Source organism: Flavobacterium tyrosinilyticum (genome assembly GCF_023656565.1).
GTDB classification, from domain to species: domain Bacteria; phylum Bacteroidota; class Bacteroidia; order Flavobacteriales; family Flavobacteriaceae; genus Flavobacterium; species Flavobacterium tyrosinilyticum.
Map to the genome: position 1 here is coordinate 143687 of NZ_JAMOKG010000002.1, position 26497 is coordinate 170183.

The following is a 26497-nucleotide window of genomic DNA, read 5'->3' on the forward strand; positions in this document are numbered from 1 at the left end:
TAAGAATTAATAAATGACCTATTTGTTATTTTGTTTTCAAGATAAGAGGTTCCGAAAAATAAGAGCAGGTTTAGTAGTATTCCAAACAAAATAAAAAAAGAAATTCTTTTGAATAATTTGTCTGTTTGAATGTCAAAAAAATGATCTTTCATCTATATGTTTTTGAATTTGAAGATAATATTACGAATAAAATAAATAAGTAAAAAAATCTTTGAAATTCTAAATCTTTGAATATCTATTTCAACGCAAACTCATTGTAGGATTCTCTCAGAATTTTATAAAATATGATTGAGTTGTTGGATAAATTCATAAAATAGAGTCGTTTTGCCCTGTGATATTTTTATCTTTGTGGTCTGAGTTTTTTCAGGAAATATTTTTATAAAAAGCACATTTACATGTTGACCCAATCTCATTTAGAGCAATTAGCCGCTAGTCTCGAAGGTACACTTTTATTCGATGAGCTTCATAAAACGCTTTATTCTACAGATGCTTCGGTGTACCGAATTAAGCCCAATGCGGTGGCAATTCCTAAAACGACTGAAGATATTGCTAAATTGATCCAATTTGCAGCACAACATAATCTGTCGATTACGCCAAGAACAGCGGGAACTTCGCTGGCAGGACAAGCAGTAGGAGACGGATTGGTGGTTGATGTGTCAAAGCATTTTACTAAAATTATTTCGTATAATGCCGAAAAGAAAACCGTTACAGTTCAGCCAGGCGTAATTCGCGATGAGCTGAATTTATTCTTAAAGCCTCACGGCGTTTTTTTTGCTCCAATAACATCAACATCAAACCGCGCAATGATTGGCGGAATGGTGGGAAATAATTCATCAGGAACTACTTCGATTCGATATGGTGTTACGCGCGATAAAATTGCTGAAGTAAAAGCACTTTTAAGCGACGGTTCTGAAGTGGTTTTTAAAGATCTGACTTCGGCTGAATTTATCGAAAAAACTAAAGGTGATTCTTTAGAAAATAAAATATACAAAACGATTTACGACGAGCTTACTACAAAAGAAGCTCAGGAAGAAATTGTAAAAGAGTTTCCGAAACCTGAAATTCATAGAAGAAATACAGGTTATGCCGTTGATATTTTGTTGCAATCGGAATTATTTGGCGGAATTGAACCCACCATAAATCTTGGGAAATTGCTTTGCGGAAGCGAAGGAACGCTAGCTTTTACAACCGAAGTGACGCTGAAAGTGGATGATCTGCCACCCCCTCACAGCATTATGGTTGTCGGACATTATCATACCATTCAGGAATCTCTAGAATCGGTTGTGGTGGCGATGAAACATCATTTGTACACTTGCGAAATGATCGACGACACGATTTTGGATTGTACCAAAACGAATCGGGAGCACATTAAAAACCGTTTCTTTTTGGTTGGAGAACCAAAAGCAATTATGTTGTTTGAAGTCGCATCGCACACTTTAGAAGATGCCGAAAAGCAAGCCGATGCTTTGATTGCCGATTTAGAGCAAAGCAATTTTGGTTATGCGCGAGTAAAAATCTACGGAAATGATATTGACAAAGCCAATGAATTGAGAAAAGCAGGTCTTGGACTTTTAGGAAGTATTGTAGGCGACGATAAAGCGGCAGATTCGATTGAAGATACAGCGGTTGAATTGAGCGATTTGCCAGCATATATTGCTGAATTTTCGGCAATGATGTTAAGACACGGACAGGAAGCGATTTATTACGCACATGCGGGTGCGGGAGAATTGCACCTTCGTCCGGTTTTGAATTTGAAGAAAACATCAGATTTAAAATTATTTAGAACTATTGCGACGGAAGTGGCGCATTTGGTAAAAAAATATAGAGGTTCGCTAAGCGGTGAACACGGAGACGGAATTGTGCGTGGAGAGTTTATTCCGTTTATGATTGGCGATAAGAATTACGAACTTTTGAAAAGAATCAAATTGGCATTCGATCCAAATTCGGTTTTGAATATTGGGAAGATTGTCAATGCTTTGAAAATGGATGAAAATCATCGTGTAGTTTCAGGAAGAGTTGAACCAGATATTAAAACGTTTCAGGATTTCTCAGATAGTTTAGGAATTTTGCGTGCAGCCGAAAAATGCAACGGTTCTGGAGATTGTAGAAAACTGCCGTCTGGCGGAGGAGCAATGTGTCCGAGTTATCGTGCAACGCGAAATGAAAAAGAAACGACTCGCGCAAGAGCCAACGCTTTGCGAGAATATTTGACGTATTCTGAAAAAGAAAACAAATTTGACCAGAAAGAATTATACGAAGTTTTTGAGTTGTGTGTAAGCTGTAAAGCCTGCGCAAGTGAATGTCCAAGTAACGTGGACGTAGCAACTTTGAAAGCAGAATTTTTATACCAATATCAAAAAGCAAACGGATTTTCTACTCGAAACAAGATTTTTGCCAACAATGCCAAATTGAACAAAATGGGAAGTAAATTCCCGTCGATTACGAATTTTATTTCGAATCAGTCTTTGGTGAAAAAAACAATGGGAATTGCGCCAGAAAGACAAGTTCCGTTATTGGCGAAAAAGACTTTTAGAAAATGGTATGCTAATAATAAACCGTCACAAAGAGATTTTCCGAATGGAAGATTGTATTTGTTTGTAGATGAATTCACGAATTATTATGACGTAAATATCGGAATCGATACTTTTGAATTATTGACAAAATTAGGTTATCAGGTTTTGGTTGTCGATCATGAAGAAAGTGGAAGAACGTATCTTTCTAAAGGATTTTTGGAAGAAGCGAAGAAAATTGCGAATCATAATGTAAGTGTTTTCAAAGATTTAGTTTTAGGAAATGCACCTTTAATCGGAATTGAACCTTCGGCGATTTTGACTTTTAGAGATGAATATCTTCGTTTAGCCGATGATAAAGAAGCTGCGGAGAAATTATCCAGAAATGCTTTTACAATTGAAGAATTCTTCAAAAAAGAAATCATAGATGGTAAAATCACAGCCGATTCTTTTTCAGAAGAAAGTAAAGAAATTAAGATTCACGGACATTGCCACCAAAAATCGTTGAGTTCTGTTGAGGCAACTTTTGCTATGCTGAATCTTCCAAAAAATAATACGGTTACAATTTACAATTCAGGCTGCTGCGGAATGGCGGGTTCTTTTGGTTATGAAAAAGAACATTACGAAGTGAGTATGCAAATGGGTGAGGATACTTTATTTCCTAAAGTGCGTAACACTGCCGAAAATGTAAAAATCGCCGCCGCAGGAACAAGCTGTCGCCATCAAATTTATGATGGAACAAAACGTGAAGCGCAGCATCCGGTTAGTATTTTAAGAAGCTGTTTAAAGTAATTTAACAGCAAAGGTCGCAAAGAATTACGCAAAGAGCGCTAAGATTTTTTTGCCACAGATTAAAAAGGATTAAAAAGATTTTATTTCACGCAGATTTTACAGATTTAAGCAGATAATTAGTTATCTCTGGTTTAAAATTAAATCTGCCTAAATCTTTAAAATCTGCGTGAAAAATTATTTAGATAAAGATTGGAAAAATCGTTTTAATCCTTTTTAATCTGTGGCGAAATAACTATTTCAAACTAACTTTTTTGCCAGTTTCAGCGGCTTTATAAATGGCATTAATGATTCTAACGTCTTTAATTCCTTCTTCACCAGTAATATGATTTGGGAGTTTTTGGTTTACTAAAATCACTTTACAAATTTCATCCATTTGGGTTTGCTGTTGGTTTATCACAGGAAAATTAAATGGTTTTCCATCAGATCTTTTGCCTACAAATGGGCCATAACTTACAGCAGGACTCATTTCGAAGAAACCTTCATCTGCGGCAGCGTAAAAACGATCAATTCCAAAACCACACGAACTGCTGCAATTCGCAACGGCACCGCTAGGGAATTCCATTTGCCAAGTGATATTTTCTTCAACTTGAGAAAACATATTTTTGTTATTGACATGTCCAAATTGTGCAGTAACGGCAATTGGTTCTTCGCCTAAAACATAACGCGAAACCTGAATGCAATAAATTCCTAAATTAATCAAACAACCGCCGCCGGCCCATTTTTTAGTCAGTCTCCATTCGTTGCGGGCGTTTAGATCAACAGGTTTATTTATGTCACGAACATCATAAGTGCTATAACCCAGACCAGTTTCAATATAACGAACTTGTCCCAAGACTTTTTCTTGTCCCAATCGTTTTATTTCTAGATGATTTGGTTCGTAATGCAGTCGATATCCCATTGCCAATTGCACATTGTTATCGTTGCAGGCTTTGATCATTTCTTCACAATCTTCAGCAGTAATAGCCATTGGTTTTTCGACAATAACATGTTTTCCAGCTTTTGCAGCGCGAACGGTAAATTCTTTGTGCAGTGCATTTGGAGTTACAACGTATACTAAATCAATGTCTTTGTTTTTTATGATTGAATCGAAGTTTTCGTAGTTGTAAATATTCTTTTCAGGAATATTATATTGTTTCTTCCATTTTTCAGCTTTAGAAGGCGTTCCTGTGACAATTCCAGTAAGCTGGCAATATTCAGAAACCTGAAGACCTTCAGCTAATAATGAAGCATAGTTTCCTAAACCGCACAAAGCAATATTTAATTTTTTTCCGGTGTAAGGTTTGTGAACCTTTTCTGTTTCGGTTATAAAAGAAGGAAGCGTAGTCATCACAACCGAAGCACCAACACCAAGTCCAAATTTATTTACAAAAGAACGTCTTGTGATTTTTTCCATAAAAATGATTCTTTAAAAATTAAATACTACTTGTATTAGTAAGCTCATTTTGATAAATGTTACATTTGTGTTTTAAAAATAGATTTAACCGCAAAGAGAGCAAAGAATTACGCAAAGTTCACAAAGATTTTATTTCTCTCGCAGATTTGATTTTAAAATCTGCATAAATATTTTCATCACAACAAAAATCTGCATTATCTGTGAAATCTGCGTGAGAAAATTTATAAGATAAAGATTTGAAAAAATAATTCGTGAATTCGTGTCGAAAAAAAACGCCAGAAAAACAAAATGGTTTTATATATTTGAAATCAGGATATTTTTTGCATTATTTGCAAAATAAAACCAGAACAACTGAATTAAATCAATTAATAATAGCAAAAACATATATGGCATTTTCAAGTTTATTCCGAAAAAAAACAGTGCAGGATATTCTGAAACAGGTTGCAAAAAATGAGGCAGATGGACATGGAGCATTAGGAAAGCACCTTACAACCAAAGATTTAACTGCTTTCGGAATTGCTGCAATTGTGGGTGCGGGGATTTTCAGCACCATCGGAAAAGCAAGTGCAGATGGAGGACCAGCCGTAATATTTTTGTTCCTTTTTACAGCTCTTGCCTGTAGTTTTGCAGCTTTTGCTTATGCCGAATTTGCATCAATGGTTCCCGTTTCTGGAAGTGCTTACACGTATTCGTATGTGGCTTTTGGAGAGTTAATTGCCTGGATTATCGGATGGGCTTTAATCATGGAATATGCCGTCGGAAACATAACCGTGGCCATATCGTGGAGTGATTATTTTACAGGACTTCTCCAGAGTGGCGGCATTCATTTACCGCAATGGATTCAGATGGATTACTTAACCGCTTCAAACGGATATAATGATGCTGAAGCTTTAATGCGCGGCGGAAAATCATTCGAAAATTTAAGTACAGCTTTACAGCAAGCGCACACCGCTTGGACAACGGCACCTACATTAGGATCATTTCATTTTGTTACCGATATTCCAGCTTTATTCATTATTATTTTGATTACTGCTTTGGTTTACAGAGGAATGAAAGAATCTCGTAATGCGAGTAATTTAATGGTGGTTGTAAAACTTTGTGTAGTTCTGTTGGTTATCGCTGTAGGTGTATTTTATGTAGATACAGCAAACTGGGATCCTTTTGCTCCAAATGGAGTTGGAGGGGTTTTAAAAGGAGTATCTGCAGTTTTCTTTGCTTATATTGGTTTTGATGCTATTTCGACAACCGCAGAAGAATGTAAAAATCCGCAACGTGATTTACCACGCGGAATGATGTGGGCGATTATTATTTGCACCATTCTTTATATTGCAATTGCCTTGGTTTTAACCGGAATGGTAAAATATCACGAATTAAATGTTGGAGATCCTTTAGCATTTGTTTTCGATAAATTAGACTTAAAATGGATGTCAGGAATTATTGCCGTAAGTGCAGTTGTGGCAATGGCGAGCGTTTTATTGGTTTTCCAAATGGGACAGCCTCGTATTTGGATGAGCATGAGTCGCGATGGGTTATTGCCAAAGAAATTCTCAACCGTTCACCCAAAATTCAAAACACCTTCTTTTGCAACTATTGTAACAGGATTTGTGGTTGCAATTCCGGCTTTGTTTTTGAATCTGACAATGGTAACTGATTTATGCAGTATCGGGACTTTATTTGCCTTTGTGTTAGTTTGTGCTGGAGTTTTGGTTTTACAAAACAAACCTGAAATTCCAAGAGGAAAATTCAAAACGCCTTATATTAATTCAAAATTTATTCTGCCAGTTTTAATGATCGCTGGATTGTATTATGCTTTTGCTTTCAACAATAAAGCAACAATGGCATTTATCAATAACGATCCCCAGATTTATGATGCAACATCAATTGTAACTTCTTTAGATAAATCAGAATCAGAGCAGGTTTTTAAATATTTAGAAAGTATTGAAGCAAACAATAAAACCGCTGAAACATCAGATTTAGAGCATTTATTAGGACAATATCAAGATGATGAAGCTAAATATGCTGAAGTGGTAAAAGGATTGCCAATTGCAGATTCTGCTAAATATGAGTCAGGTTTCAGTTTATTCAAACACAAAATCCCAATGTGGATATTCCTATTCGTTTTGGTTGGATTAGCTGTTTGGGCTTTCAGAAAAAATCTGTCTTTAATTCCACTTTTAGGATTAATCTGCTGTTTGTATATGATGGCCGAATTAAGCGTTTGGAACTGGATTTATTTTACAATCTGGCTAATAATCGGGTTGCTGATTTACTTTACATACAGTAGAAAAAACAGTAAGCTGAATACTGAAAATATAGGTTAAAAGTAAAATTATATACTACAAAAAGCCGTTCTGAGTACTTCAGAGCGGCTTTTCTGTATGGTAAAATATTTCACGCAGATTTAAAATGATTAGAGCAGATTTCTATTAAAATTTTTATCTGCATTTATCTGCTTAAATCATTTTAAATCTGCGTGAAATAAAATTTGGATTTAACTTCTTTACTTTCAATATGTTTTATGTTTTAAATATTTTATAAAAATATTCTTATGTTTTAAAAACACTTTTCCTTAAGTTTGTTTTCAGTAAAATTTTAAATTTAATTAGTAATACATGGGTTTTCTTGATAAAATATTGGGCAAGAAAGAGGCTTCAATACAATCTAATACCGATTTCTGGAATTGGTTTTTAAAAAATGAAAAAGAGTTTTTTGCAATCGTTAAAAACAGACAAAATATACACCAAGGTTTTTTTGAAAAATTGGCTCCAAAACTGGATGAAATTCACAACGGGATTTATTTTCTAACAGGAATGTTGGATGATAATACAGTAGAATTAATCTTAACGCCAGACGGAGCAGTTAGAAATATTTATGCAATTGAAGAATTGGTAAACGCAGCTCCTCAAATTAAAGGTTGGAAAATTACGGCATTAAAACCAGCATCAGACATTCAGGATATTGGTATTGATTATGAAGGATTCCAATTTAATAAGGACAATCTAAAATTTTATCCAAACATTCATGACGGATATCCAGATGAAATTGACTTAACCGTTATTTACGATGATTTTGTAGAAGAAAAAAAACAAGTAATAACCAACGGTGTTTATATTTTCTTAGACAATTATTTAGGAGAACTGCATTCTGTTACTTTGATTGATAACATGAAAATAGACGGTCCAAATAGTATTTCAGAAGAATTAATTCCGATCGAAAAATTAAAAGATTATTTGATCTGGAGAGAAAAAGAATTTGTAGAAAAATACGAAGGCACAAGACATAATACCGAAAATGATAACTATTCAGGTTTTGAAGCAACTGCAAAAGATGGAAGTGGCATTATCGGATTAATGAACACGGATCTTTTGCAATGGGATAAAAAAGCATCGCATCCGTGGGTATTTATTATTACCATTCTTTTTGATGGAAGCAATAATAACGGAATGCCGGATAAAGAAACTTATGAGTTATTAAACGAAATAGAAGATGAAGTTGTATTGGATCTTAAAGATCTGGAAGGGTATTTAAATGTAGGAAGGGAAACACTGGCTAACAGAAGGGAAATATTTTTTGCCTGTAAAGACTTTAGAAAGCCAACAAAAGTAGCAGATGAATTAATTAAAAAACACGCTGGTTCATTCGAAATAAGTTACGAAATCTACAAAGACAAATACTGGCAAACGTTTAGACATTACGAGCCAAGATAAAGTGCAAAAAGCCGTTTTGAGACTATTCAAAACGGCTTTTTTTCGATAAAAAAATCCGCTTAGAGAAAACCTCCAGCGGATTCAAACAATCTAATAAAAAATGTGCAAATTTATTTATAGAGTAATGTTTGCCTTTATTGCGAGTAATTTTCTCGCGCAGATTTTGCAGATTAACAGCTCCTTTTTATAACCCTATTAATAAATCGGCAAAATCAGCCAAATCTGCGAGAGAAAAAGCTTAGCGAATCTCTGTGAAAACTTCTTTGTGAATCTCTGCGGAATTTAAAACTCCAACATCAACCATACATTGTTTCATCATTTCGTAAGTACGATCAATATCATTATCCAATCCAATAGAAAAGCGAATCAGCCCGTCTGTTAATCCCATTTCTTTCTGCTCTTCTAACGGAATTTCACTAGAAGTTGAAGTTCCCGGCGCGCTAAACAACGTTTTATAAAAACCTAAACTTACTGCTAAATACCCAAGGTTTCGTTCCTGCATCAATTCCATTAATTCATTGGCTTTTACCAAAGTTCCAACATCAATCGTTAGCATTCCGCCAAAACCATATTCGGGATTAATCATCGTTTTGTACAATTCATGACTCGGGTGACTTTTCAATCCTGGATAAACCGTTTTTAAACCGTCTTTTTCAAACTGATCCGCCAAATAATGTGCATTATGACTATGCTGTTTAATTCTAATATGAAGTGTTCTCAAATTTTTCATTACACTTGCAGAACGCAAACTATCCATTGTTGGCCCTAAAAGCATACTTGCGCCAGAATTTACATTCTTCAGCGAATTAATAAATTCTTTAGACGCACAAGTCACACCGCCAACGGTATCACTGCTTCCGTTAATGTATTTCGTCAAACTATGAATTACAATATCGGCGCCCAATTTTGCAGGAGAAACCGATAATGGCGAAAATGTATTATCTACAACCAATTTCAAATTGTGCTTTTTGGCAATTTTAGCCAATCCAGCAATATCAGCAACTTCCAGAAGTGGATTACTAACCGTTTCGCAATACAAAACTTTCGTTTTCGGCGTAATCGCAGCTTCTACAATATCCAATTTTGTAATGTCTACAAAGCTTGTTTCAATCCCGAATCTTGGCGTAAAGTTTTTTAAGAAAGCATAAGTGCCGCCATAAATCGTTCGGCTCGAAACGATGTGATCGCCCGCACCGCATAATTGCAATAGAGTAGGAGTAATCGCTCCCATTCCCGAAGCCGAAACATTTGCTGTTTCCGTTCCTTCCATCGCCGCCAAAGCCTGATCCAAATACAAATTACTTGGCGATGAATGGCGCGAATACAAGTAACAGCCTTCCATGTTTCCCTCGAAAGTATCAAACATAGTTTTAGCTGAAAGAAAAGTATAAGTAGAAGAATCAGAAATGGACGGATTCACACCGCCAAATTCCCCAAAATATTGCAAATCCTGAATTTTATCTGCTGGGTTAAAATCGTTCATATAGATAGTTTTTGTTTGTTTTGTTTCAAGTTTCAGGTTTCAAGTTCCAGCAACCTGAAACTGTAAACCTGAAACTAATTTTTAAGAGCTATTCCTGCTATCCGTTTCAAGTCCTCATAAAAAAGTCAAAGTTTCTAATGTTCTAAAAAGAGCTTCCGTTGGTCGCTTTTTTAGAACAAGAAACTTATGCCTTTTTTACTCCGGGCTTTCCACTTCTATCAGGGCTAGGGCACTCATTCTCAAAAGAAATTCCATCCAAAATAAGATCTAATAAGAAAATTAATCAACTATAAAATAAATAATTAGATTTTAAAACTATAAATATAGATTTTTAATGATTTTTAATCTAAATTTGAAATAATAATACCCAATCAATAGATTTTCTTTCATCTTCTAAAAACAAACAAAAATGACTTTAGACGCTACAGATAAAAAACTGCTGGTTTTGCTTCAAACCGACAGTAAAAAAACAACCAAAGAATTATCCTTAAAATTGGATCTTTCTGTTACAGCGGTATATGAAAGAATTAAAAAATTAGAACGCGAAGGAGTAATTAAAAACTATGTCGCCTTAGTCGATAAATCCAAAATTGAGAAAGGTTTTGTAGTTTTCTGTCACCTAAAATTGATTCAGCATACCAAAGAATTCCTGACCAAATTCGAAAGTGAAGTCATCAAACTCAACGAAGTTTTAGAATGCCATCACGTAAGTGGCGATTACGATTATATTCTGAAAGTTCTAGTGAAGGATATGGAAGCCTACCGGGAATTTTTGGTTACAAAACTCACAAGTTTACAGCATATTGGAAGCACGCAAAGTATGTTTATGATTAGCGAAGTGAAGAACTCAACGGTAATTTCTTTTTGAGATACTGAGGTTCTAAGATTCTAAGATTTTTCGTAGAGACGCACTGCAGTGCGTCTAACATTACGTTAAATACACAAACGGAAAACATTAACAAAATTCAAAGCTAAAAAAACTTAAATTTGAGTTTAAATACAAACGAAATGGAAACGAAAGAATTAAGACGTAAGCTTATCAAAGATTTTGGAAAGTTCATAGACGACGATTCAAAATTAGAAATCTTAGAAAGCGTTTTTGATGCCATAAGTCATGATGAGAAAGAGTCAGTTATTCCCGGTTCGCATTACAATTTAGTTGCCGAACAAAGAGAAAAATATCTTTCAGGTGAAATAGAGGCGAGTTCGTGGGAAGAAACAGAGAAACGTTTGAATGCAAAATATGGTTTTTAAAATTACAATTTTACCATTAGCAGAAAAAATATATTGAAGAGTCTATTGAATTTTACGAAAGCAGAAGCAGAGGTTTAGGAAAGCAATTTCTAACTTATTTAAAATCTTATCTCAAAGTTTAAAAACAAATCCAGAATTATTTGAAATTAAAAAGTAACCAGGTTATAGAGAAATGACTTTGGTTAAATTTCCATTTGTTATTATTTATGAAATTATTGGAGTCGAAATAATTATTTATTCAATATTTCATACTTCAAGAAATCCAGAAAGAAAACCTTAGTAAAGAGGGACAAAGTTACAGAGAGACAAAGTTACAGAGAGACAAAGTTTCAAAGGTTTTCTGTAGAGACGCACAGCAGTGCGTCTAACGTCCAGTTTGTCATTTCGACTGAAAGGAGAAATCGCACAAGAAACTCCGCAAAGCATATTTCCAATCTTTGTCGAGCTTCTCGCGGAGATTTCTCCTTTCAGTCGAAATGACAAATAGTACGTGGTAATCTTTGCCGTAAAAAAAACTTTGCGCCTCTGCGTCTTTGTGAGATTAAAAAAACAAAACTTTGCGAACCTCTGCGTAATTCTTAGCGCTCTTTGCGGTAAAACTAATCCCAAAATTTCACACAAAAAACATTGAAAATTAAACCTCAAACAGAACTTTATTGCTTAATTTTGTAACCGCTAAAATAAAAACAAAATACTATGAGTTCATTTGACGTAGTCATTATAGGTTCAGGTCCTGGAGGATATGTATCAGCAATTCGTTGCGCACAATTAGGTTTCAAAACTGCAATTGTAGAAAAATATAATTCATTAGGCGGAACTTGCCTTAACGTAGGTTGTATTCCTTCAAAAGCATTATTATCTTCTTCTCATCATTATGCTGAAATTGCTCATTTCGCAGATCACGGAATCGAAGTTTCTGGAGATGTAAAAATCAATTTAGAGAAAATGATCGCGCGCAAACAAGCCGTTGTAGATCAAACTGTAGGTGGTATCAACTACTTAATGGATAAAAATAAAATTACCGTTTTCAATGGTTTAGGTTCTTTCGTAGATGCAACGCACATTGCAGTTGCAAAAGCTGACGGAACATCTGAAACTATCGAAGCAAAATATACTGTAATTGCTACAGGATCAAAACCATCTTCTTTACCATTCATCAAAATTGATAAAGAAAGAATTATTACTTCTACTGAAGCTTTAGCTTTAAAAGAAGTTCCAAAACACTTAGTTATCATCGGTGGTGGAGTTATCGGAATCGAGCTTGGACAAGTTTACCTTCGTTTAGGAGCTCAGGTTTCTGTAGTTGAATTCATGGACAGAATTATTCCTGGAATGGATAGTTCATTGTCTAAGGAATTGACTAAAGTGTTGAAAAAACAAGGAATGAAATTCTATGTTTCTCACAAAGTAAAATCAGTTGAAAGAAACGGCGATGCTGTTGTAGTTCAGGCTGAAAATGCAAAAGGAGAAACGATTACTCTTGAAGGAGATTATTCATTAGTTTCTGTTGGTCGTCGTCCTTACACAGACGGATTAAACGCTGACAAAGCTGGAGTGAAAATTTCAGACAGAGGACAAGTTGAAGTAAACGATCATTTACAAACTAGTGTTCCAAATATCTATGCAATTGGTGACGTTGTTCGTGGAGCAATGTTAGCACACAAGGCGGAAGAAGAAGGAGTAATGGTTGCTGAAATTTTAGCAGGTCAAAAACCACATATCGATTATAACTTAATTCCTGGTGTAGTATACACTTGGCCAGAAGTTGCCGCAGTTGGACAAACTGAAGAGCAATTGAAAGCGGCTGGAATTGCTTATAAATCTGGAAGTTTCCCATTCAAAGCGTTAGGACGTGCAAGAGCAAGTGCTGACTTAGACGGATTCGTAAAAATCTTGGCTGATGAGAAAACAGATGAGGTTTTAGGAGTTCATATGATTGGTGCTCGTACAGCAGATTTAATTGCTGAAGCGGTTACGGCAATGGAATTCAAAGCTTCTGCTGAAGATATTTCTAGAATGAGCCATGCGCACCCAACTTTCGCGGAAGCGGTAAAAGAAGCAGCTTTGGCAGCTACAGAAAATAGAGCGTTACACGTATAATTTTTACGTTAATCATAAAAGAAAAACCGTCAGTTCCAAATGGATTCTGACGGTTTTTTTATTCTTTTATTAATTTGAAAGTATAATAGGTTTCTTTGTTTTTGGAGTAAACGCTATAAATGTTTTCTTCTTCATCATAAATTTTATATCGATATTTATCGCCCTTTACACTTAGGTTTTTTCGTGACAAATTATTGCTTTCAATAAACTCAAGTTCAAATTCGCAATTGCTTCTTTTTCTATACAACAACTTCGAGAAAGTATTATCGCCGAATTTTTCTATCCAAAGATTTCCATTTATAGTTACCTCGACTTTTTTTCCTCTTTCTTCCCAGTAGTGAAATTTTTTGCTTTCGTCAAAAGTATTGCATTGTTCCTTAGATACATGACCTACAGGTTTTTCGTTTTGCATTCCCCAGTCGTTTTGTATAGAATCTTTAGGGAAAAGCGCATTAAATTCGTTACAGTTTTTTTGAAGACGATAAATCATTTTTTCAAAAGCCTTTCGCTGTGCGATCGTATCTTTAAATTTTGCCAAAAAAGGCATGACATGAGATTTATTAATGCTATGCAGTCTTATTTCATTATTTAAAATTTTGTTTTCAGCCAATGACTGGCATATTTCGTTATTTAAAGAATCTATTGTTTGTATAGTTTGAGATTGGCTAGCAAGAGAAAATAAAATAAAGAATAGTAATAGATGGATTCTCATTTTTGAGTTATTGATTGTGTGTCAAATTTAATGGTTTGTAACTCAAGTTGTAAAAACTTTATCGAAATTTTCAAAATCCCTTATTTTTTTGCTGCTTAAAAATATAAACTTGAAGAAAAATTTTGTAAATTAGATGTGTATTTCAGGTGTTATCTTTATGATTATTAAAAAGATAGTATTATGAAAAGTAAATATATCGCTCCGATTCTAATTGGAGCAGGAATTGGAATCGCATTGTACTCTTGTGGAGGCGGAATTCCAAAAAATGCACAGGCTGTAACAAACTTTGACAGCAATAAATATCTCGGAAAATGGTACGAAATTGCCAGATTAGATTACAAATGGGAAAGAGATTTGAACAATGTAACTGCCGAATATTCTTTAAACGAAGATAAAACTATAAAAGTCGATAATAAGGGCTATAATGTCAAAAAAGACAAATGGGAACAAAGTGTCGGGAAAGCTAGATTTGTCAAAAAAGACAATATTGGTATGCTGAAAGTCTCATTTTTTGGTCCTTTTTATTCTGGTTATAACGTAGTAGCAATCGATCCAGATTATAAATACGCGCTTGTGGCTGGAGAAAGTTTAAAATACATGTGGATACTTTCTAGAGAAAAAACAATTCCGGAAAGTGTAAAAGCAGATTATCTTATCAAAGCTCAGGAAATTGGATATAATGTAACCGATTTGGTTTGGGTAAAACAGGATAAAGCGAATTAAACAAAAGCCCGTCAGGTATAAACTTGACGGGCTTTTGTTTTGGGTTGAAAATGATTTACGCAGTAAAAACACTTTTATAATTATCCCAGTATCTGTAAATCAAAAATAAATTTCCTATAAAAAGAAGTACTGCAATTGGCAGACCATCGGGAGTTAAAAAATAATTGATAAACAAAATATTTACCGTAATTGGTAAGATCAAGATGTTTGCTAAAGTTACGTAACGCCCAGTTACAAATGCAATTCCACAAAGTAATTCGATAGACTTTGCCAGTGGCATTAAATACGTCGAAGCCATTAAACCTACATTAAATGCTTTAAAGTTTCCTGTAGTTTCAGGCTCTGGCATTAGATGGAAAAAATAACTGATAGAGGCAAAAAGCAGCAAAAGGCCAATTAAAACGCGGACAATAATAGTGGCAATTTTCATAATACTTAGGATTTTTTAAGGTTAAAAAATATAATTAAGTTATTGGAAAAGATGCAATCTAAAAGCTCAAATGAGAATCACAAATTATTTTTTTTGAGGTTCTTTTTTAAGGATTTTACAATCAAATTAATGCTGTTTTAGGATTATTCTAATTGTATATCAAATATAACGAATTTTTTCTTATAAAAAGAATGTATTTTTAACAGTTTTGCAATGTAATTCAAATCATTTGATTGTTTTTTTTGCTTTCCGCTCATGAAAGAATTTTGTCGTAATTTTGACCTTTAAAATTACCATTTTTGAGAGTTTCCATCCGTAAAAATATTGCCAATCCGAAACTGTTTAAAGAACAGATTTTAAGTTGGGCGCAGCAATTTCGCGAGGTCGTTTTTTTAGACAGCAATTCTTATCCGCAGCAGTATTCTAATTTTGACTGCATATTGGCAGTAGATGCTTTTACTTCTTTAAAAACAGATTATTACAATGCTTTTGAAGATCTAAAACAATATCAGCAAAATACAAAAGACTGGCTTTTTGGATACCTTTCTTATGATTTAAAGAATGGTATTGAAAATCTTCATTCCAATAATTTTGATGGTTTGAACTTTCCCGACTTGTTTTTTTTTCAGCCTAAAAAAGTTTATATTCTGAAAGGAAATGAACTTGAAATTCAATATTTAATGCTTTGCGATGATGAGGTAGAAGAGGATTTTGAGGAAATAATAAAAGTTCAGACCGAAACATTTGTCACACTGAGCGGAGTCGAAGTGAAGCAACGTATTTCTAAAGAATTATATGTTCAGAAAGTAAATAAAATGCTGGAACATATTCATGTTGGTGATATGTACGAAGCCAATTTCTGTATGGAATTTTACGCTGAAAATGCCGTTATAAATCCGTTAGAAAAATTTCAGAAACTGAATGAGATTTCACAAGCTCCCTTTTCAGTTTTCTTTAAAAATTACAAACACTATTTGCTTTCTGCTTCACCAGAACGCTACTTGAAAAAAGAAGGAGATAAGATCATTTCTCAACCCATAAAAGGAACTTCTAAGCGTTTTGAAGATCCAATTGAAGACGAAAAATCAAAGAGTGTTTTAGTTTCAGACGCCAAAGAGCGAGCTGAAAATATCATGATAACCGATTTAGTGCGAAATGATTTGTCGCATACCTCGCAAAAAGGTTCCGTTGAAGTCGAGGAACTTTGCGGTATTTACTCGTTTTTGCAAGTGCATCAGATGATTTCTACGATCACTTCCAAATTAGATCCTCAATATTCGGCAGTAGATGTTTTGAAGACGACTTTCCCAATGGGAAGTATGACGGGCGCTCCCAAGATTTCGGTGATGGAAATTGTCGAAAATCTTGAAGAAACCAAAAGAGGATTGTATAGCGGTGCGGTTGGTTATTTTACACCCGAAGGCGATTTTGATTTTAATGTCGTAATTAGAAGTATTTTGTACAATCAAGAGAATAAATATGTTTCTTTCTCCGTTGGAAGCGCTATAACATCGCTTTCAATTCCAGAAAAAGAATATGAAGAATGTTTGCTAAAGGCAAAGGCAATGCACGAAGTTTTGCAGTAATTTTTTTCTGCCACAGATTAAAGGATTAAAAATGATTTTTTCTTTCACGCAGATTTTGCGGATTTAGGCAGACTTAATTTTGAAAATTAGATACATAAAATTTGTGAAAATCTTTTAATCTGTGGCAAAAAAATATCTGTTCAATCTGCGTCAAAAATAATTCGTGAATTCGTGGCAGAAAAAAACAACGCTTAACATTTCGTTTAAAAATAGATCAAATTTAATTCTTTACTTTTATCAGATGTTTTCAAAATTTCAAAATCATATCGTTTCAAGATTTCCTTTTTTAGCCGAAAAAAAGCTTTTTCTGGCTGTAAGTGGCGGATTAGACAGTATGGTTTTGTTACACTTGTTAAATAAACTGCCTTATGAAATTGCAGTTTTACATTGCAATTTTCAACTTCGTGGATTGGAAAGTTTTGGAGATCAGGAATTTATTCAGAACTATTGCGATCAGAACAATATCCCGATTTTTACCACTCATTTTGATACGGAAGCTTTCGCTAAAGATTATAAACTTTCAACACAAGTTGCAGCAAGAGAACTTCGTTACAGCTGGTTTTATGAACTTTTGGAAGAAGAAAACTTCGATTATATCCTGACAGCACACCACGCCGATGATAATCTTGAAACTTTTATTATCAACCTAACTCGCGGAACTGGTTTAGAAGGTTTAACTGGAATTCCAGAACAAAACGATAAAATTATTCGTCCGCTTTTGCCTTTTTCTAGAGAAGAAATTTTGAGGTATGCAGAAGAGAATAAAATAGAATGGCGTGAAGACAGCAGTAATGCTTCGACAAAATATCTCAGAAATAAGATTCGTCATAATTTAGTTCCGGTTTTAAAAGAAATCAATCCTAATTTTCTAGATGCTTTTCAGAAAACCCAGTCCTTTCTTCAAGAATCAAAAGAAATGGTTGAAGATGCATCGATTATGGTGTATCAGCAAGTGGCAAAAGAAGCAGGAGACGATATTCATTTTGATTTAAATCAGTTAAAAAAACTTCCCAATTATAAATCGTATCTCTACCAATGGCTAAATGAATTTGGTTTTTCTGCCTGGAATGACATTTATGATTTGGTTGAAGGACAATCGGGGAAACAAGTTCTTTCGGAGGAATTTAGATTGCTAAAAAACAGAGAAACGCTTATTTTAAGTCCGTTTTCTGAAATGCCAGAAAACGAAGAATATGAAATTAGTGAAAACGATAAAGAAGTTAATTTTCCCTTAAAAATGAGTCTTTGTAACGTAGATCACACAACATTCGGTTCAAATAAGGTTATATTTGTCGACTCCAATAAAATCCGTTTCCCATTAGTTTTGCGTAAATGGAAAGAAGGAGATGTTTTTCAGCCTTTCGGAATGAGAGGAAAATCTAAAAAAGTAAGCAAGCTTTTTAAAGACGAAAAATTATCATTGATCGAAAAAGAAAAAACTTGGATTTTATGTTCTGAAAATGAAATTGTCTGGGTTGTTGGAATAAGACAGGACGAGCGTTTTAAAATAGAGAAAACCACAAATCAAATACTAAAAATAGAATTACAATAATGAACTTTACTCGAAATCTTCAGACAAATTTGTCAAAAAATGTTTGGACTAAAACCATTTTACTTTTCGTGTTTTTCTTTGCTTTTGCAAAAGGTAATGCGCAAATATTAGAGCCGGTAAAATGGACTTCTAAAATTGAGAAAAAAGGAAACAATGCCGTTTTGATTTTTGATGGAACAATCGAAAAAGACTGGCATATGTATTCGCAGTTTACTCCAGACGGCGGACCTTTGGCTTTAGAGATAACTTTTAAAAATCAGAAAGGAAACTACGAATTAATTGGAAAAGCTAAAGAAGGTAAAACTAGAACAGCTTTCAATGACGTTTTTGGTGTAGATGAAACTTTTTTTGAAGGAAAAGCACACATTGAGCAAGAAATAAAAATCATAAACCCGAATTTAAAAACGGTTGATGTAGATTTTGATTTTCAGGTTTGTAAAGAAGTTTGCATCAATTCGAGTAAGAAATTCTCGATTGCTGTTCCTTCAACTTTCAAAATGGATGAAGTTCCAGTTGTAACAGAAGCTAAAGCTGATGAAACAAAAGTAGTAGGATTAGCGGTTGATACCGTTAAAAAAGAAGAAGTTGCACAGCCAAAAGTAGAGAAAACAGACGAAACTGCACAAGAAGAAATTCCTGCACCTGCGCCTTCAAGAAGTTTGTGGTCGATCTTTTTTATTGCCTTTTTATCAGGATTTGCAGCATTGTTAACGCCTTGTGTTTTCCCGATGATCCCGATGACGGTAAGTTTCTTTACAAAACAAAGTAAAAGCCGTGCAAAAGGAATTAGAAATGCAATTATCTACGGATTTTCAATCATTGCTATTTACGTAATTTTAGGGCTTATTGTAACTAAAATATTTGGTGCTGATGCCTTAAATGCTTTGTCTACAGATGTTTGGTTTAACCTGATTTTCTTTGTAATCTTAGTTGTTTTTGCTACTTCATTTTTGGGTGCTTTCGAAATCATGCTTCCAAATTCATGGGCAAATAAAGCAGATCAGCAAGCAGATAAAGGCGGTTTAATCGGAATATTATTCATGGCTTTGGCTTTGGCGATTGTATCATTTTCTTGTACAGGACCAATTGTTGGAACTTTATTGGTTGAAGCAGCTTCAAATGGAGGAATTGCGCCAATTGTCGGCATGCTTGGATTCTCTTTAGCATTAGCGCTTCCATTTATGTTATTTGCTATGTTCCCAGGATGGTTAAATTCTTTGCCAAAATCTGGAGGATGGTTAAATACTGTAAAAGTAGTTTTAGGGTTTTTAGAGTTGGCGTTGGCATTCAAATTTTTATCAAATGCCGATTTAGTTTTACAATTACATTTCTTAGAAAGAGAAGTATTTATTGCAATCTGGATTGCTATTTTCGGAGCAATGACATTATATTTATTCGGAAAAATTACCTTGCCTCACGATAGTCCTACGAATCATATTTCTGTTGGAAGATTGTATTTAGGATTACTGACATTTGTTTTTACCATGTATTTAATTCCTGGACTTTGGGGAGCACCTTTAAAATTAATCAGCGCATTCCCGCCGCCGCCGCAATATAGCGAAAGTCCGTTTGGAGTTGGAGGTTCAGGAAACGGAGCAGTTTCTTCAGAATCTATTAAAGGACTTCCAGAGGGAGCTGAATTGGGCCCACACGGAATTATGGTTTTCCATGATTATGAAGATGGTTTGGCTTATGCAAAAGAAATCAATAAGCCAATTATGCTTGATTTTACGGGTTATGCTTGTGTCAATTGCAGAAAAATGGAAAATAATGTTTGGTCAGAACCAGCAATTTTACCAATTCTTAAAAATGATGTGGTTTTAATTTCTCTTTACGTTGACGATAAACGTGAACTGCCAAAAGAAGAGCAATTTACAACTGCATCAGGAGATAAAATTATTACAGTAGGTGATAAGTGGACCGATTTTATGATCTCAAAGTATAAAACCAATACACAGCCTTTATATGTTATTACCGATTTGGAAGGAAAAAATATGAATGCTTCTAAACCAACAATAAGTTATGTAAATGCAGATGAATATTTACATTGGTTAAAAGAAGGAATTTCGAATTTTAAGTAAATCTTGGGAGGATAGAGAATAGAGTATAGAGATGAGAAAAATCTATAATCTATATTCTAAAATCTGCAATCTAAAATCTAAAATTATAAAAGGTATTTAATTCAAAAACAAAAAGCACTCTAAGTCAAATTCAAATTTAGAGTGCTTTTTTATTTATCAAGTAATGTGAGAAGGGAATTTATTCTTATAAGAATTCTCCGTGTTGAGAGATGTCTAATCCTAGTTCTTCTTTTTCTTCAGTAACTCTTAGAGGAGTAATTTTATTTACGATGAAGAATAAAGCATAAGAAGCTACAAAAGCAAAGATTGAAACAATAACTAAAGCAGTCAATTGATTGATGAATAAAGTTGGAGTTCCGAAGATTAAACCTTGATTATCTCCAACCGCAGGGTTGATTGCTTTTGATGCGAAAACACCAGTTAAAAGCATTCCTACCATACCACCAACACCGTGACAAGCAAATACATCTAGAGCATCGTCGATTTTTCCTTTAGGGAATTTGCTTACTACGATGTTACTTACAATTGCAGAGAATAATCCGATGAAGATTGCGTGAGGGATGCTAACAAATCCAGCAGCAGGTGTAATAGCAACTAGACCTACAACAGCTCCGATACAAGCTCCAAGAGCAGATAATTTGTGTCCTAAAATTTTATCAAGGAAAACCCAAGCCATTGCAGCAGCGGCAGCAGCAACAGTAGTAGTTCCTAAAGCTTGAGCAGCAAGACCATTAGCTCCTAAAGCAGATCCAGCGTTGAAACCAAACCATCCGAACCAAAGTAATCCTGTTCCTAATAATACATAAGTAATTCTAGCAGGATTAACTTTTTGCACTTTTCTTTTTCCTAAGAACATAGCTCCGGCCAATGCAGCCCATCCAGCACTCATGTGTACTACAGTTCCTCCAGCGAAGTCAAGAACCCCCATTTTGAAGAAAACTCCATCAGGATGCCAAGTCATGTGAGCAAGTGGAGCATATATTAATAATATGAATAAAACCATGAATAGCAAATAAGCCCAGAAACGTACACGTTCTGCAAAAGCACCTGTAATTAATGCAGGAGTAATGATAGCGAATTTTGCCTGAAATAATGCGAATAATATAAATGGAATTGTTGGTGCAAGGCTCCATGCTGTATTAGTTCCAACTCCAGCAAAGAACAAATTCTCAGACGGGTTTCCGATAATTCCTCCAATTGTTGGTCCGAAAGCCAATCCAAAAGCAACAACTGTCCATAAAATAGTAACAATTACCATTGCCATAAAACTTTGAAGCATAGTACTGATTACGTTTTTCTTACCTACCATACCTCCGTAGAAAAATCCTAATCCAGGTGTCATTAACAATACAAAAGCAGTTGCAACGATCATCCAGGCAGTATCTCCAGTATCAAATTTTACAGCTTCTGCAGGAATTGGGTTGTCTGCAATAATAAAGTTTGAAATAAAGGTTAGTACCAAAATCGTGATAAGAATCACACTTAAAATAATTTTTCGCATAGTTATTTAGTTTTAAATTTTTTATAAAAGTATAAAATGATTTGATACCCCCTAAAAAAATAGGGTTGTATGCTTTATTTTTGTTAAATTTAAAATTAAACCCCTTTCATTTTGCATGAATTTCTTAAAACAAACTTAAAATTTACAATTTGGCAACATTTTTTTTTCACTTACCACCATTTTTGATAATTTTTGGGGTAATTGATTGCTATTTTTTGTAGGATAATAGATATTTGTTGTTTAAAAAACGTCTGTTGTATGTTGTAATGGATATTTTTTAATCTTTTTAACAATTTTGATGATTATAATATAAGGATGGGAAATAGAAGTATTAAATGGGGAATAGTAGGATTAGGAAATATTGCAACCCAATTTGCATCAGATTTAATATTGATAGAAAATGCTGAGCTTACGGCAGTTGCTTCAAGAGATTTAGCTAAAGCGGAAGAATTTGGAGGGAAATTTAATGCTTTAAGAATGTACAATTCTTATGATTTACTTTTTGAAGATTCAGAAGTTGAAATCGTCTACATTGCAACTCCTCATAATTCGCACGCCGAATTATCTATTAAAGCTTTAGAAAGTGGTAAGCATGTGCTTTGCGAAAAGCCAATGTCTTTATCTTTTAAAGACACGCAAAGAATAATAGATGCTTCTAAAAAATACAATAGGTTTTTTATGGAAGCATTCTGGACAAGATTTATTCCCTCCGTTCAAGATGTTCTTCAGAAAATAGACAACGGAATAATTGGAGACATAAATTATATAAAAGCCGATTTTGCCTTTCACGGAAGTGAAACAGAAAATAAAAGGCTTTTTGATAAAGAACTGGGAGGAGGAGCTTTGTTTGATATTGGTGTTTACCCTTTGTTTCTGTCCTATATATTATTAGGATATCCAAAAGAGATTGCCGCGAAAGCGATCAAACATAAAAATGATATCGATCTACAGACTTCGATGATTTTGCAATACGAAACAGCTCAATCGGTTTTGCATGCTTCCATAGTTTCAGAATCTGATATGAAAGCCGTTATTGCAGGAACAAAAGGACGAATAGAATTAAATGCTCCGTGGTTTATTGCCGATGGCTATTCTTTATATATAAATGAAGAAAAAGAAGCCACATTTACTTCGCCAGCTTTAGGAAAAGGATATTCTCATGAAATAATCGAATGTCAAAATTGTATTCTGAACAATGAAATTGAAAGTAACCTTTGGTCGCATCAAAATTGTTTGGATTTGAGTAGGATAGTGGAGGAAGTTAAGAATAAATCATAATCAATAAAAATCAATATAATACATCCATTCACCAGTTTTTCTATTTTTAGCAAAATAGAAGTTACCGCTGTCAATGATATTTAAGTTTGCTTTTTCATCAGAAGAAATTTGGAATACAAATTCATAATCTTCGCCAAAATCAATTCCTGACTGACAATAGGTCGCATAACCTCCAATTTTATGGTCATAATTGTTCTCGATAATGTCGTAGTAAGATTCAATTTGTCCCGAATCTTCTAGTTCATTGATTCTGTCTGCGATCTCTTTAGGCATGTCTGCATCTTCCCAAACAGGATAATCTTCTTCAAGTAGGTTTTGGGATAAAGGAAAAGGCTTTATATGTGATTTTTCGTTTTTTAAATCCTTAATTATAATTTCACTTGTGTCCTTGTATTCGCGTAAAATCCAATTGTTTCCATTAGAAGTTAAGTCCATTGGAAAATCCTTCGAAATAAAAATAGTAATAACTTTGGTGGCTTTTAAAATGTCAGGGACAAAAGGTAAATGATCAAAACAGAGCTGAAATAAAGGAAACATTTTTTCTCCATTATTATCTAATGGAATTTCTTCATGTTCAAGATATAAATAAACTCGTCCAATCCAACTTTCAGAAATGGAGTTTGTTTGTTTAAAACCACCTGATTGGAAAGTGGTTGCCTTTTTTGATAGAGCTTTTTTTAATTTTTCTATTTCGTTCATTACTTAAAAAATTATTGATTCAAAAATAAGAATATAAAATTGAGAGTTTAATTTTTCACTATTAAAAATAGTAATAAAATATTTACAAATTATATTTTTTACTCGCATTTAATTAAATACTTTTACTTTTTTATAAGAATTTATTTATGTTAGTAAAAGTTTACGGAAGTGCCGTTTTTGGAGTTGAAGCCACAACGATTACAGTTGAGGTTCATATGGATAAAGGAATTGGTTATCATTTAGTTGGACTTCCAGATAATGCTATAAAAGAAAGCAGTTTTAGAATTGCCGCTGCTTTAAAGAATAACGGTTTTAGTTTTCCGGGAAAGAAAATTACAGTCAATATGGCACCTGCAGACCTTAGAAAAGAAGGTTCTTCATACGATTTGACATTGGCAATGGGAATTTTGGTCGGTTCAGATCAGATTAAAGCGCCAGAAATTGAACGCTATATTATTATGGGAGAACTTTCTTTGGATGGAAGTTTACAACCTATTCGCGGAGCGTTACCCATTGCAATCAAAGCCAAAGAGGAAGGTTATAAAGGATTTTTTCTCCCGATTCAGAACGTAAAAGAAGCAGCTATCGTAGCGGGTTTAGATGTTTATGGTGTTGAAAATCTAAAAGAAATAATTGATTTCTTCGCAGGAAAAGGAACACTTGAACCCACAGTTATTGATACAAGAGCGGAATTTTATAAAACACTCGATTTTCCTGAACATGATTTTTCAGATGTCCGAGGACAAGAAAGCATTAAACGCTGTATGGAAATTGCAGCGGCTGGTGGACATAACATCATTTTGATTGGCCCGCCAGGAGCAGGAAAAACAATGCTGGCCAAACGTGTTCCGAGTATTTTACCGCCAATGACTTTGCGCGAGGCTTTAGAAACTACCAAAATTCATAGTGTTGCGGGAAAATTAAAAGAAGTCGGATTGATGAATCAGAGGCCTTTTAGAAGTCCACATCATACAATTTCTAATGTCGCTTTGGTCGGAGGCGGAAGTTACCCGCAGCCTGGTGAAATCTCGATGGCTCATAATGGTGTTTTATTTTTAGATGAATTGCCAGAATTTAAACGCGATGTTTTAGAAGTGATGCGTCAGCCTTTGGAAGATAGAGAGGTGACTATTTCGCGCGCAAAATTTACTATAACCTATCCGTCATCTTTTATGCTAGTGGCAAGTATGAATCCAAGTCCGAGCGGATTTTTTAATGATCCAAGTATGCCCAATACTTCTTCACCACACGAAATGCAACGTTATATGAGTAAAATTTCAGGGCCGTTATTAGACAGAATTGATATTCATATAGAAGTTACTCCAGTTCCTTTTGAGAAATTATCAGATGAACGAAAATCTGAAAGCAGTGTAGAAATTCGCAAACGAGTTACAGCAGCAAGAGAAATTCAAACGAAACGATTTGAAACGGTAGAAAATGTTCATTACAATGCGCAAATGAGCAGTAAATTGATTCGTGAATATTGTGTTTTAGATGAAGCTTCAAAAGAATTACTGAAAACAGCCATGGAAAGATTGAACTTATCTGCTAGAGCTTACGACCGAATTTTGAAAGTTTCGAGAACCATTGCCGATTTAGATGATTCAGAAAATATTGTTTCATCGCATATTGCTGAGGCAATTCAATATAGAAGTCTGGATAGAGAAGGATGGTTGGGGTAAATTGTTGATTGTGAAATGTGAAATGTGAAATGAAGAGTTTAGCATCTCACATTTCACATTTTACAATATGACAAAGTCTATTCCTTATTTTTTGGATAAAAGAATTTGAAAGAATTAAAAACAGCTGTATGCAGAATCGATCCGTGGTTTTCTTCTGGGAAATAGTCGAAGAAAGTTTTCACGTTTTTACTTTTAGATGCTTTTAGTTTTTCTGCCAGTAAGTTAGCATCAACTTCCATAACATGCGGAATTGCTGTTGGAGCTAATCCTTCCTTGCCGACAGCAATATAAATTTCGGTTGGTTGTTTAAAATTTTCTTTCAGCATTTCAGCATCTAAATCTAGCAAAGAACCATTGTTCCACCATAAGCTCGGACTTACAATAACGTATTTATTAAAAAGAGCTGGTTTTTTAAGCAGAATTTCAGTGCCTAATAATCCGCCAAGAGATTGGCCGATGATGGTTTTAGAATCGTTTGTCTTGTATTTTTTTTCAATAAAAGGTTGTAGTTCTTTTTCGATAAAAGCAATAAATTGATCAGAATGGCCAGTTGTAGGAAAACGAGTTTTATCATTTTCAACAGTAGTAGGAAAAGTAAAATCGCGTCTTCTGTCAACTGTTGCAATTCCTACAACTATTGATTTTGGAACTTGATTGATCCATTCAAAACTATTAAACTGAACCAATCCCGAAATATGAATAAAATCTTCGTCGGCAGAACCGTCAAGTAAATAAATTACGGGGTATTTTGTAGCGTCTGCTGGATTATAGCCTTCAGGAAGATAAATGTTTAGAATTCTTTTTTCGTTTAATTCTTTCGATTGAATTTCGTCGATAACGCCTAAAACAAAAGGCTTTGAAGTTTCTATGGTTTTAGTTTTATTCTTTTGGCTGAATGCTAAAGTAGAAGAAAAAAGCAAAAAGGCCAGAGCAAAAAAATTGTTCATTGATAGTAAAGTAAAAATGTTTATGTAAAACGAAATTACAATTTTAATATCAGTAAATTCTTCTTTT

The 26497-nt window shown here is 34.2% G+C and carries 19 protein-coding genes; 12 read left to right on the forward strand and 7 right to left on the reverse strand.

Annotated features, from left to right (window positions below; genetic code table 11):
• Nucleotides 1-395 precede the first annotated feature (395 nt).
• On the forward strand, nt 396-3302 hold the full coding sequence (locus tag NCC77_RS08305; RefSeq protein WP_250835156.1) for an FAD-binding and (Fe-S)-binding domain-containing protein: 2907 nt from the start codon (nt 396-398) through the stop codon (nt 3300-3302).
• Between the two features lie 232 nt (nt 3303-3534).
• Here the strand turns inward: NCC77_RS08305 and NCC77_RS08310 are convergent, their stop codons facing one another.
• Entirely contained in the window at nt 3535-4695 is a 1161-nt protein-coding gene (locus NCC77_RS08310; RefSeq protein WP_250835157.1) for a Gfo/Idh/MocA family protein, read from the reverse strand.
• A gap of 386 nt (nt 4696-5081) precedes the next feature.
• Between NCC77_RS08310 and NCC77_RS08315 the strand changes: the two genes are divergently transcribed.
• Both NCC77_RS08315 and NCC77_RS08320 read left to right on the forward strand, forming a co-directional pair.
• The gene (locus NCC77_RS08315; protein WP_250835158.1) at nt 5082-7016 is read left to right on the forward strand and encodes an amino acid permease; all 1935 of its coding nucleotides are present in this window, start codon (nt 5082-5084) and stop codon (nt 7014-7016) included.
• A gap of 291 nt (nt 7017-7307) precedes the next feature.
• Nucleotides 7308-8402 (forward strand): DUF695 domain-containing protein, encoded by a 1095-nt coding sequence (locus NCC77_RS08320; protein ID WP_250835159.1) that lies wholly within the window; start codon nt 7308-7310, stop codon nt 8400-8402.
• Between the two features lie 238 nt (nt 8403-8640).
• Here NCC77_RS08320 and NCC77_RS08325 read toward each other — a convergent pair whose 3' ends face one another.
• Entirely contained in the window at nt 8641-9885 is a 1245-nt protein-coding gene (locus NCC77_RS08325; RefSeq protein ID WP_250835160.1) for an aminotransferase class I/II-fold pyridoxal phosphate-dependent enzyme, read from the reverse strand.
• A 409-nt stretch (nt 9886-10294) separates the two neighbouring features.
• Between NCC77_RS08325 and NCC77_RS08330 the strand changes: the two genes are divergently transcribed.
• The 3 genes from NCC77_RS08330 (at nt 10295) to lpdA (ending at nt 13239) form a co-directional block, all read left to right on the forward strand.
• A complete protein-coding gene (locus NCC77_RS08330) occupies nt 10295-10753 on the forward strand; it encodes an Lrp/AsnC family transcriptional regulator (protein ID WP_095931859.1) in 459 nt (152 codons plus the stop codon).
• A 140-nt stretch (nt 10754-10893) separates the two neighbouring features.
• Complete coding sequence (locus NCC77_RS08335; RefSeq protein ID WP_250835161.1) at nt 10894-11139, forward strand: hypothetical protein; 246 nt, start codon at nt 10894-10896, stop codon at nt 11137-11139.
• A 696-nt stretch (nt 11140-11835) separates the two neighbouring features.
• On the forward strand, nt 11836-13239 hold the full coding sequence (lpdA, locus tag NCC77_RS08340; protein ID WP_250835162.1) for a dihydrolipoyl dehydrogenase: 1404 nt from the start codon (nt 11836-11838) through the stop codon (nt 13237-13239).
• A 58-nt stretch (nt 13240-13297) separates the two neighbouring features.
• Here lpdA and NCC77_RS08345 read toward each other — a convergent pair whose 3' ends face one another.
• Nucleotides 13298-13951: a hypothetical protein gene (locus NCC77_RS08345; RefSeq protein ID WP_250835163.1), complete on the reverse strand. Its 654-nt coding sequence runs from the start codon at nt 13949-13951 to the stop codon at nt 13298-13300.
• Between the two features lie 180 nt (nt 13952-14131).
• Here NCC77_RS08345 and NCC77_RS08350 point away from each other — a divergent pair, with 180 nt between their 5' ends.
• Complete coding sequence (locus NCC77_RS08350; protein WP_250835164.1) at nt 14132-14674, forward strand: lipocalin family protein; 543 nt, start codon at nt 14132-14134, stop codon at nt 14672-14674.
• Between the two features lie 55 nt (nt 14675-14729).
• On the opposite strand, the gene NCC77_RS08355 is transcribed toward NCC77_RS08350, so the two are convergent.
• A complete protein-coding gene (locus tag NCC77_RS08355) occupies nt 14730-15104 on the reverse strand; it encodes a DoxX family membrane protein (RefSeq protein WP_095931855.1) in 375 nt (124 codons plus the stop codon).
• A 299-nt stretch (nt 15105-15403) separates the two neighbouring features.
• On the opposite strand from NCC77_RS08355, the gene NCC77_RS08360 reads away from it, so the two are divergent.
• The 3 genes from NCC77_RS08360 (at nt 15404) to NCC77_RS08370 (ending at nt 20323) form a co-directional block, all read left to right on the forward strand.
• Nucleotides 15404-16690 carry an anthranilate synthase component I family protein gene (locus tag NCC77_RS08360; protein ID WP_250835165.1) on the forward strand — a complete coding sequence of 429 codons (1287 nt, stop codon included), beginning with the start codon at nt 15404-15406 and terminating at the stop codon, nt 16688-16690.
• A 241-nt stretch (nt 16691-16931) separates the two neighbouring features.
• On the forward strand, nt 16932-18242 hold the full coding sequence (tilS, locus tag NCC77_RS08365; protein WP_250835166.1) for a tRNA lysidine(34) synthetase TilS: 1311 nt from the start codon (nt 16932-16934) through the stop codon (nt 18240-18242).
• Nucleotides 18242-20323: a protein-disulfide reductase DsbD family protein gene (locus NCC77_RS08370; RefSeq protein WP_250835167.1), complete on the forward strand. Its 2082-nt coding sequence runs from the start codon at nt 18242-18244 to the stop codon at nt 20321-20323. Before tilS ends, NCC77_RS08370 begins: the two co-directional genes overlap by 1 nt.
• A 184-nt stretch (nt 20324-20507) precedes the next feature.
• Here NCC77_RS08370 and NCC77_RS08375 read toward each other — a convergent pair whose 3' ends face one another.
• On the reverse strand, nt 20508-21824 hold the full coding sequence (locus NCC77_RS08375; protein ID WP_095931329.1) for an ammonium transporter: 1317 nt from the start codon (nt 21822-21824) through the stop codon (nt 20508-20510).
• 315 nt (nt 21825-22139) lie between these two features.
• On the opposite strand from NCC77_RS08375, the gene NCC77_RS08380 reads away from it, so the two are divergent.
• The gene (locus NCC77_RS08380; protein ID WP_250835168.1) at nt 22140-23102 is read left to right on the forward strand and encodes a Gfo/Idh/MocA family protein; all 963 of its coding nucleotides are present in this window, start codon (nt 22140-22142) and stop codon (nt 23100-23102) included.
• On the opposite strand, the gene NCC77_RS08385 is transcribed toward NCC77_RS08380, so the two are convergent.
• On the reverse strand, nt 23103-23801 hold the full coding sequence (locus NCC77_RS08385) for a DUF1963 domain-containing protein (RefSeq protein ID WP_250835169.1): 699 nt from the start codon (nt 23799-23801) through the stop codon (nt 23103-23105).
• A gap of 146 nt (nt 23802-23947) precedes the next feature.
• Between NCC77_RS08385 and NCC77_RS08390 the strand changes: the two genes are divergently transcribed.
• Nucleotides 23948-25483 carry a YifB family Mg chelatase-like AAA ATPase gene (locus NCC77_RS08390; RefSeq protein ID WP_250835170.1) on the forward strand — a complete coding sequence of 512 codons (1536 nt, stop codon included), beginning with the start codon at nt 23948-23950 and terminating at the stop codon, nt 25481-25483.
• Nucleotides 25484-25560: 77 nt separating this feature from the next.
• On the opposite strand, the gene NCC77_RS08395 is transcribed toward NCC77_RS08390, so the two are convergent.
• On the reverse strand, nt 25561-26430 hold the full coding sequence (locus NCC77_RS08395; RefSeq protein WP_250835171.1) for an alpha/beta hydrolase: 870 nt from the start codon (nt 26428-26430) through the stop codon (nt 25561-25563).
• Nucleotides 26431-26497: the final 67 nt, after the last annotated feature.

Excerpts from the sequence above, each read along its gene's own strand:
- NCC77_RS08305 (WP_250835156.1), top strand. The coding sequence starts at position 396 with ATGTTGACCCAATCTCATTTAGAGCAATTAGCCGCTAGTCTCGAAGGT.
- NCC77_RS08310 (WP_250835157.1), bottom strand. The coding sequence starts at position 4,695 with ATGGAAAAAATCACAAGACGTTCTTTTGTAAATAAATTTGGACTTGGT.
- NCC77_RS08315 (WP_250835158.1), top strand. The coding sequence starts at position 5,082 with ATGGCATTTTCAAGTTTATTCCGAAAAAAAACAGTGCAGGATATTCTG.
- NCC77_RS08320 (WP_250835159.1), top strand. The coding sequence starts at position 7,308 with ATGGGTTTTCTTGATAAAATATTGGGCAAGAAAGAGGCTTCAATACAA.
- NCC77_RS08325 (WP_250835160.1), bottom strand. The coding sequence starts at position 9,885 with ATGAACGATTTTAACCCAGCAGATAAAATTCAGGATTTGCAATATTTT.
- NCC77_RS08330 (WP_095931859.1), top strand. The coding sequence starts at position 10,295 with ATGACTTTAGACGCTACAGATAAAAAACTGCTGGTTTTGCTTCAAACC.
- NCC77_RS08335 (WP_250835161.1), top strand. The coding sequence starts at position 10,894 with ATGGAAACGAAAGAATTAAGACGTAAGCTTATCAAAGATTTTGGAAAG.
- lpdA (WP_250835162.1), top strand. The coding sequence starts at position 11,836 with ATGAGTTCATTTGACGTAGTCATTATAGGTTCAGGTCCTGGAGGATAT.
- NCC77_RS08345 (WP_250835163.1), bottom strand. The coding sequence starts at position 13,951 with ATGAGAATCCATCTATTACTATTCTTTATTTTATTTTCTCTTGCTAGC.
- NCC77_RS08350 (WP_250835164.1), top strand. The coding sequence starts at position 14,132 with ATGAAAAGTAAATATATCGCTCCGATTCTAATTGGAGCAGGAATTGGA.
- NCC77_RS08355 (WP_095931855.1), bottom strand. The coding sequence starts at position 15,104 with ATGAAAATTGCCACTATTATTGTCCGCGTTTTAATTGGCCTTTTGCTG.
- tilS (WP_250835166.1), top strand. The coding sequence starts at position 16,932 with ATGTTTTCAAAATTTCAAAATCATATCGTTTCAAGATTTCCTTTTTTA.
- NCC77_RS08370 (WP_250835167.1), top strand. The coding sequence starts at position 18,242 with ATGAACTTTACTCGAAATCTTCAGACAAATTTGTCAAAAAATGTTTGG.
- NCC77_RS08375 (WP_095931329.1), bottom strand. The coding sequence starts at position 21,824 with ATGCGAAAAATTATTTTAAGTGTGATTCTTATCACGATTTTGGTACTA.
- NCC77_RS08380 (WP_250835168.1), top strand. The coding sequence starts at position 22,140 with ATGGGAAATAGAAGTATTAAATGGGGAATAGTAGGATTAGGAAATATT.
- NCC77_RS08385 (WP_250835169.1), bottom strand. The coding sequence starts at position 23,801 with ATGAACGAAATAGAAAAATTAAAAAAAGCTCTATCAAAAAAGGCAACC.
- NCC77_RS08390 (WP_250835170.1), top strand. The coding sequence starts at position 23,948 with ATGTTAGTAAAAGTTTACGGAAGTGCCGTTTTTGGAGTTGAAGCCACA.
- NCC77_RS08395 (WP_250835171.1), bottom strand. The coding sequence starts at position 26,430 with ATGAACAATTTTTTTGCTCTGGCCTTTTTGCTTTTTTCTTCTACTTTA.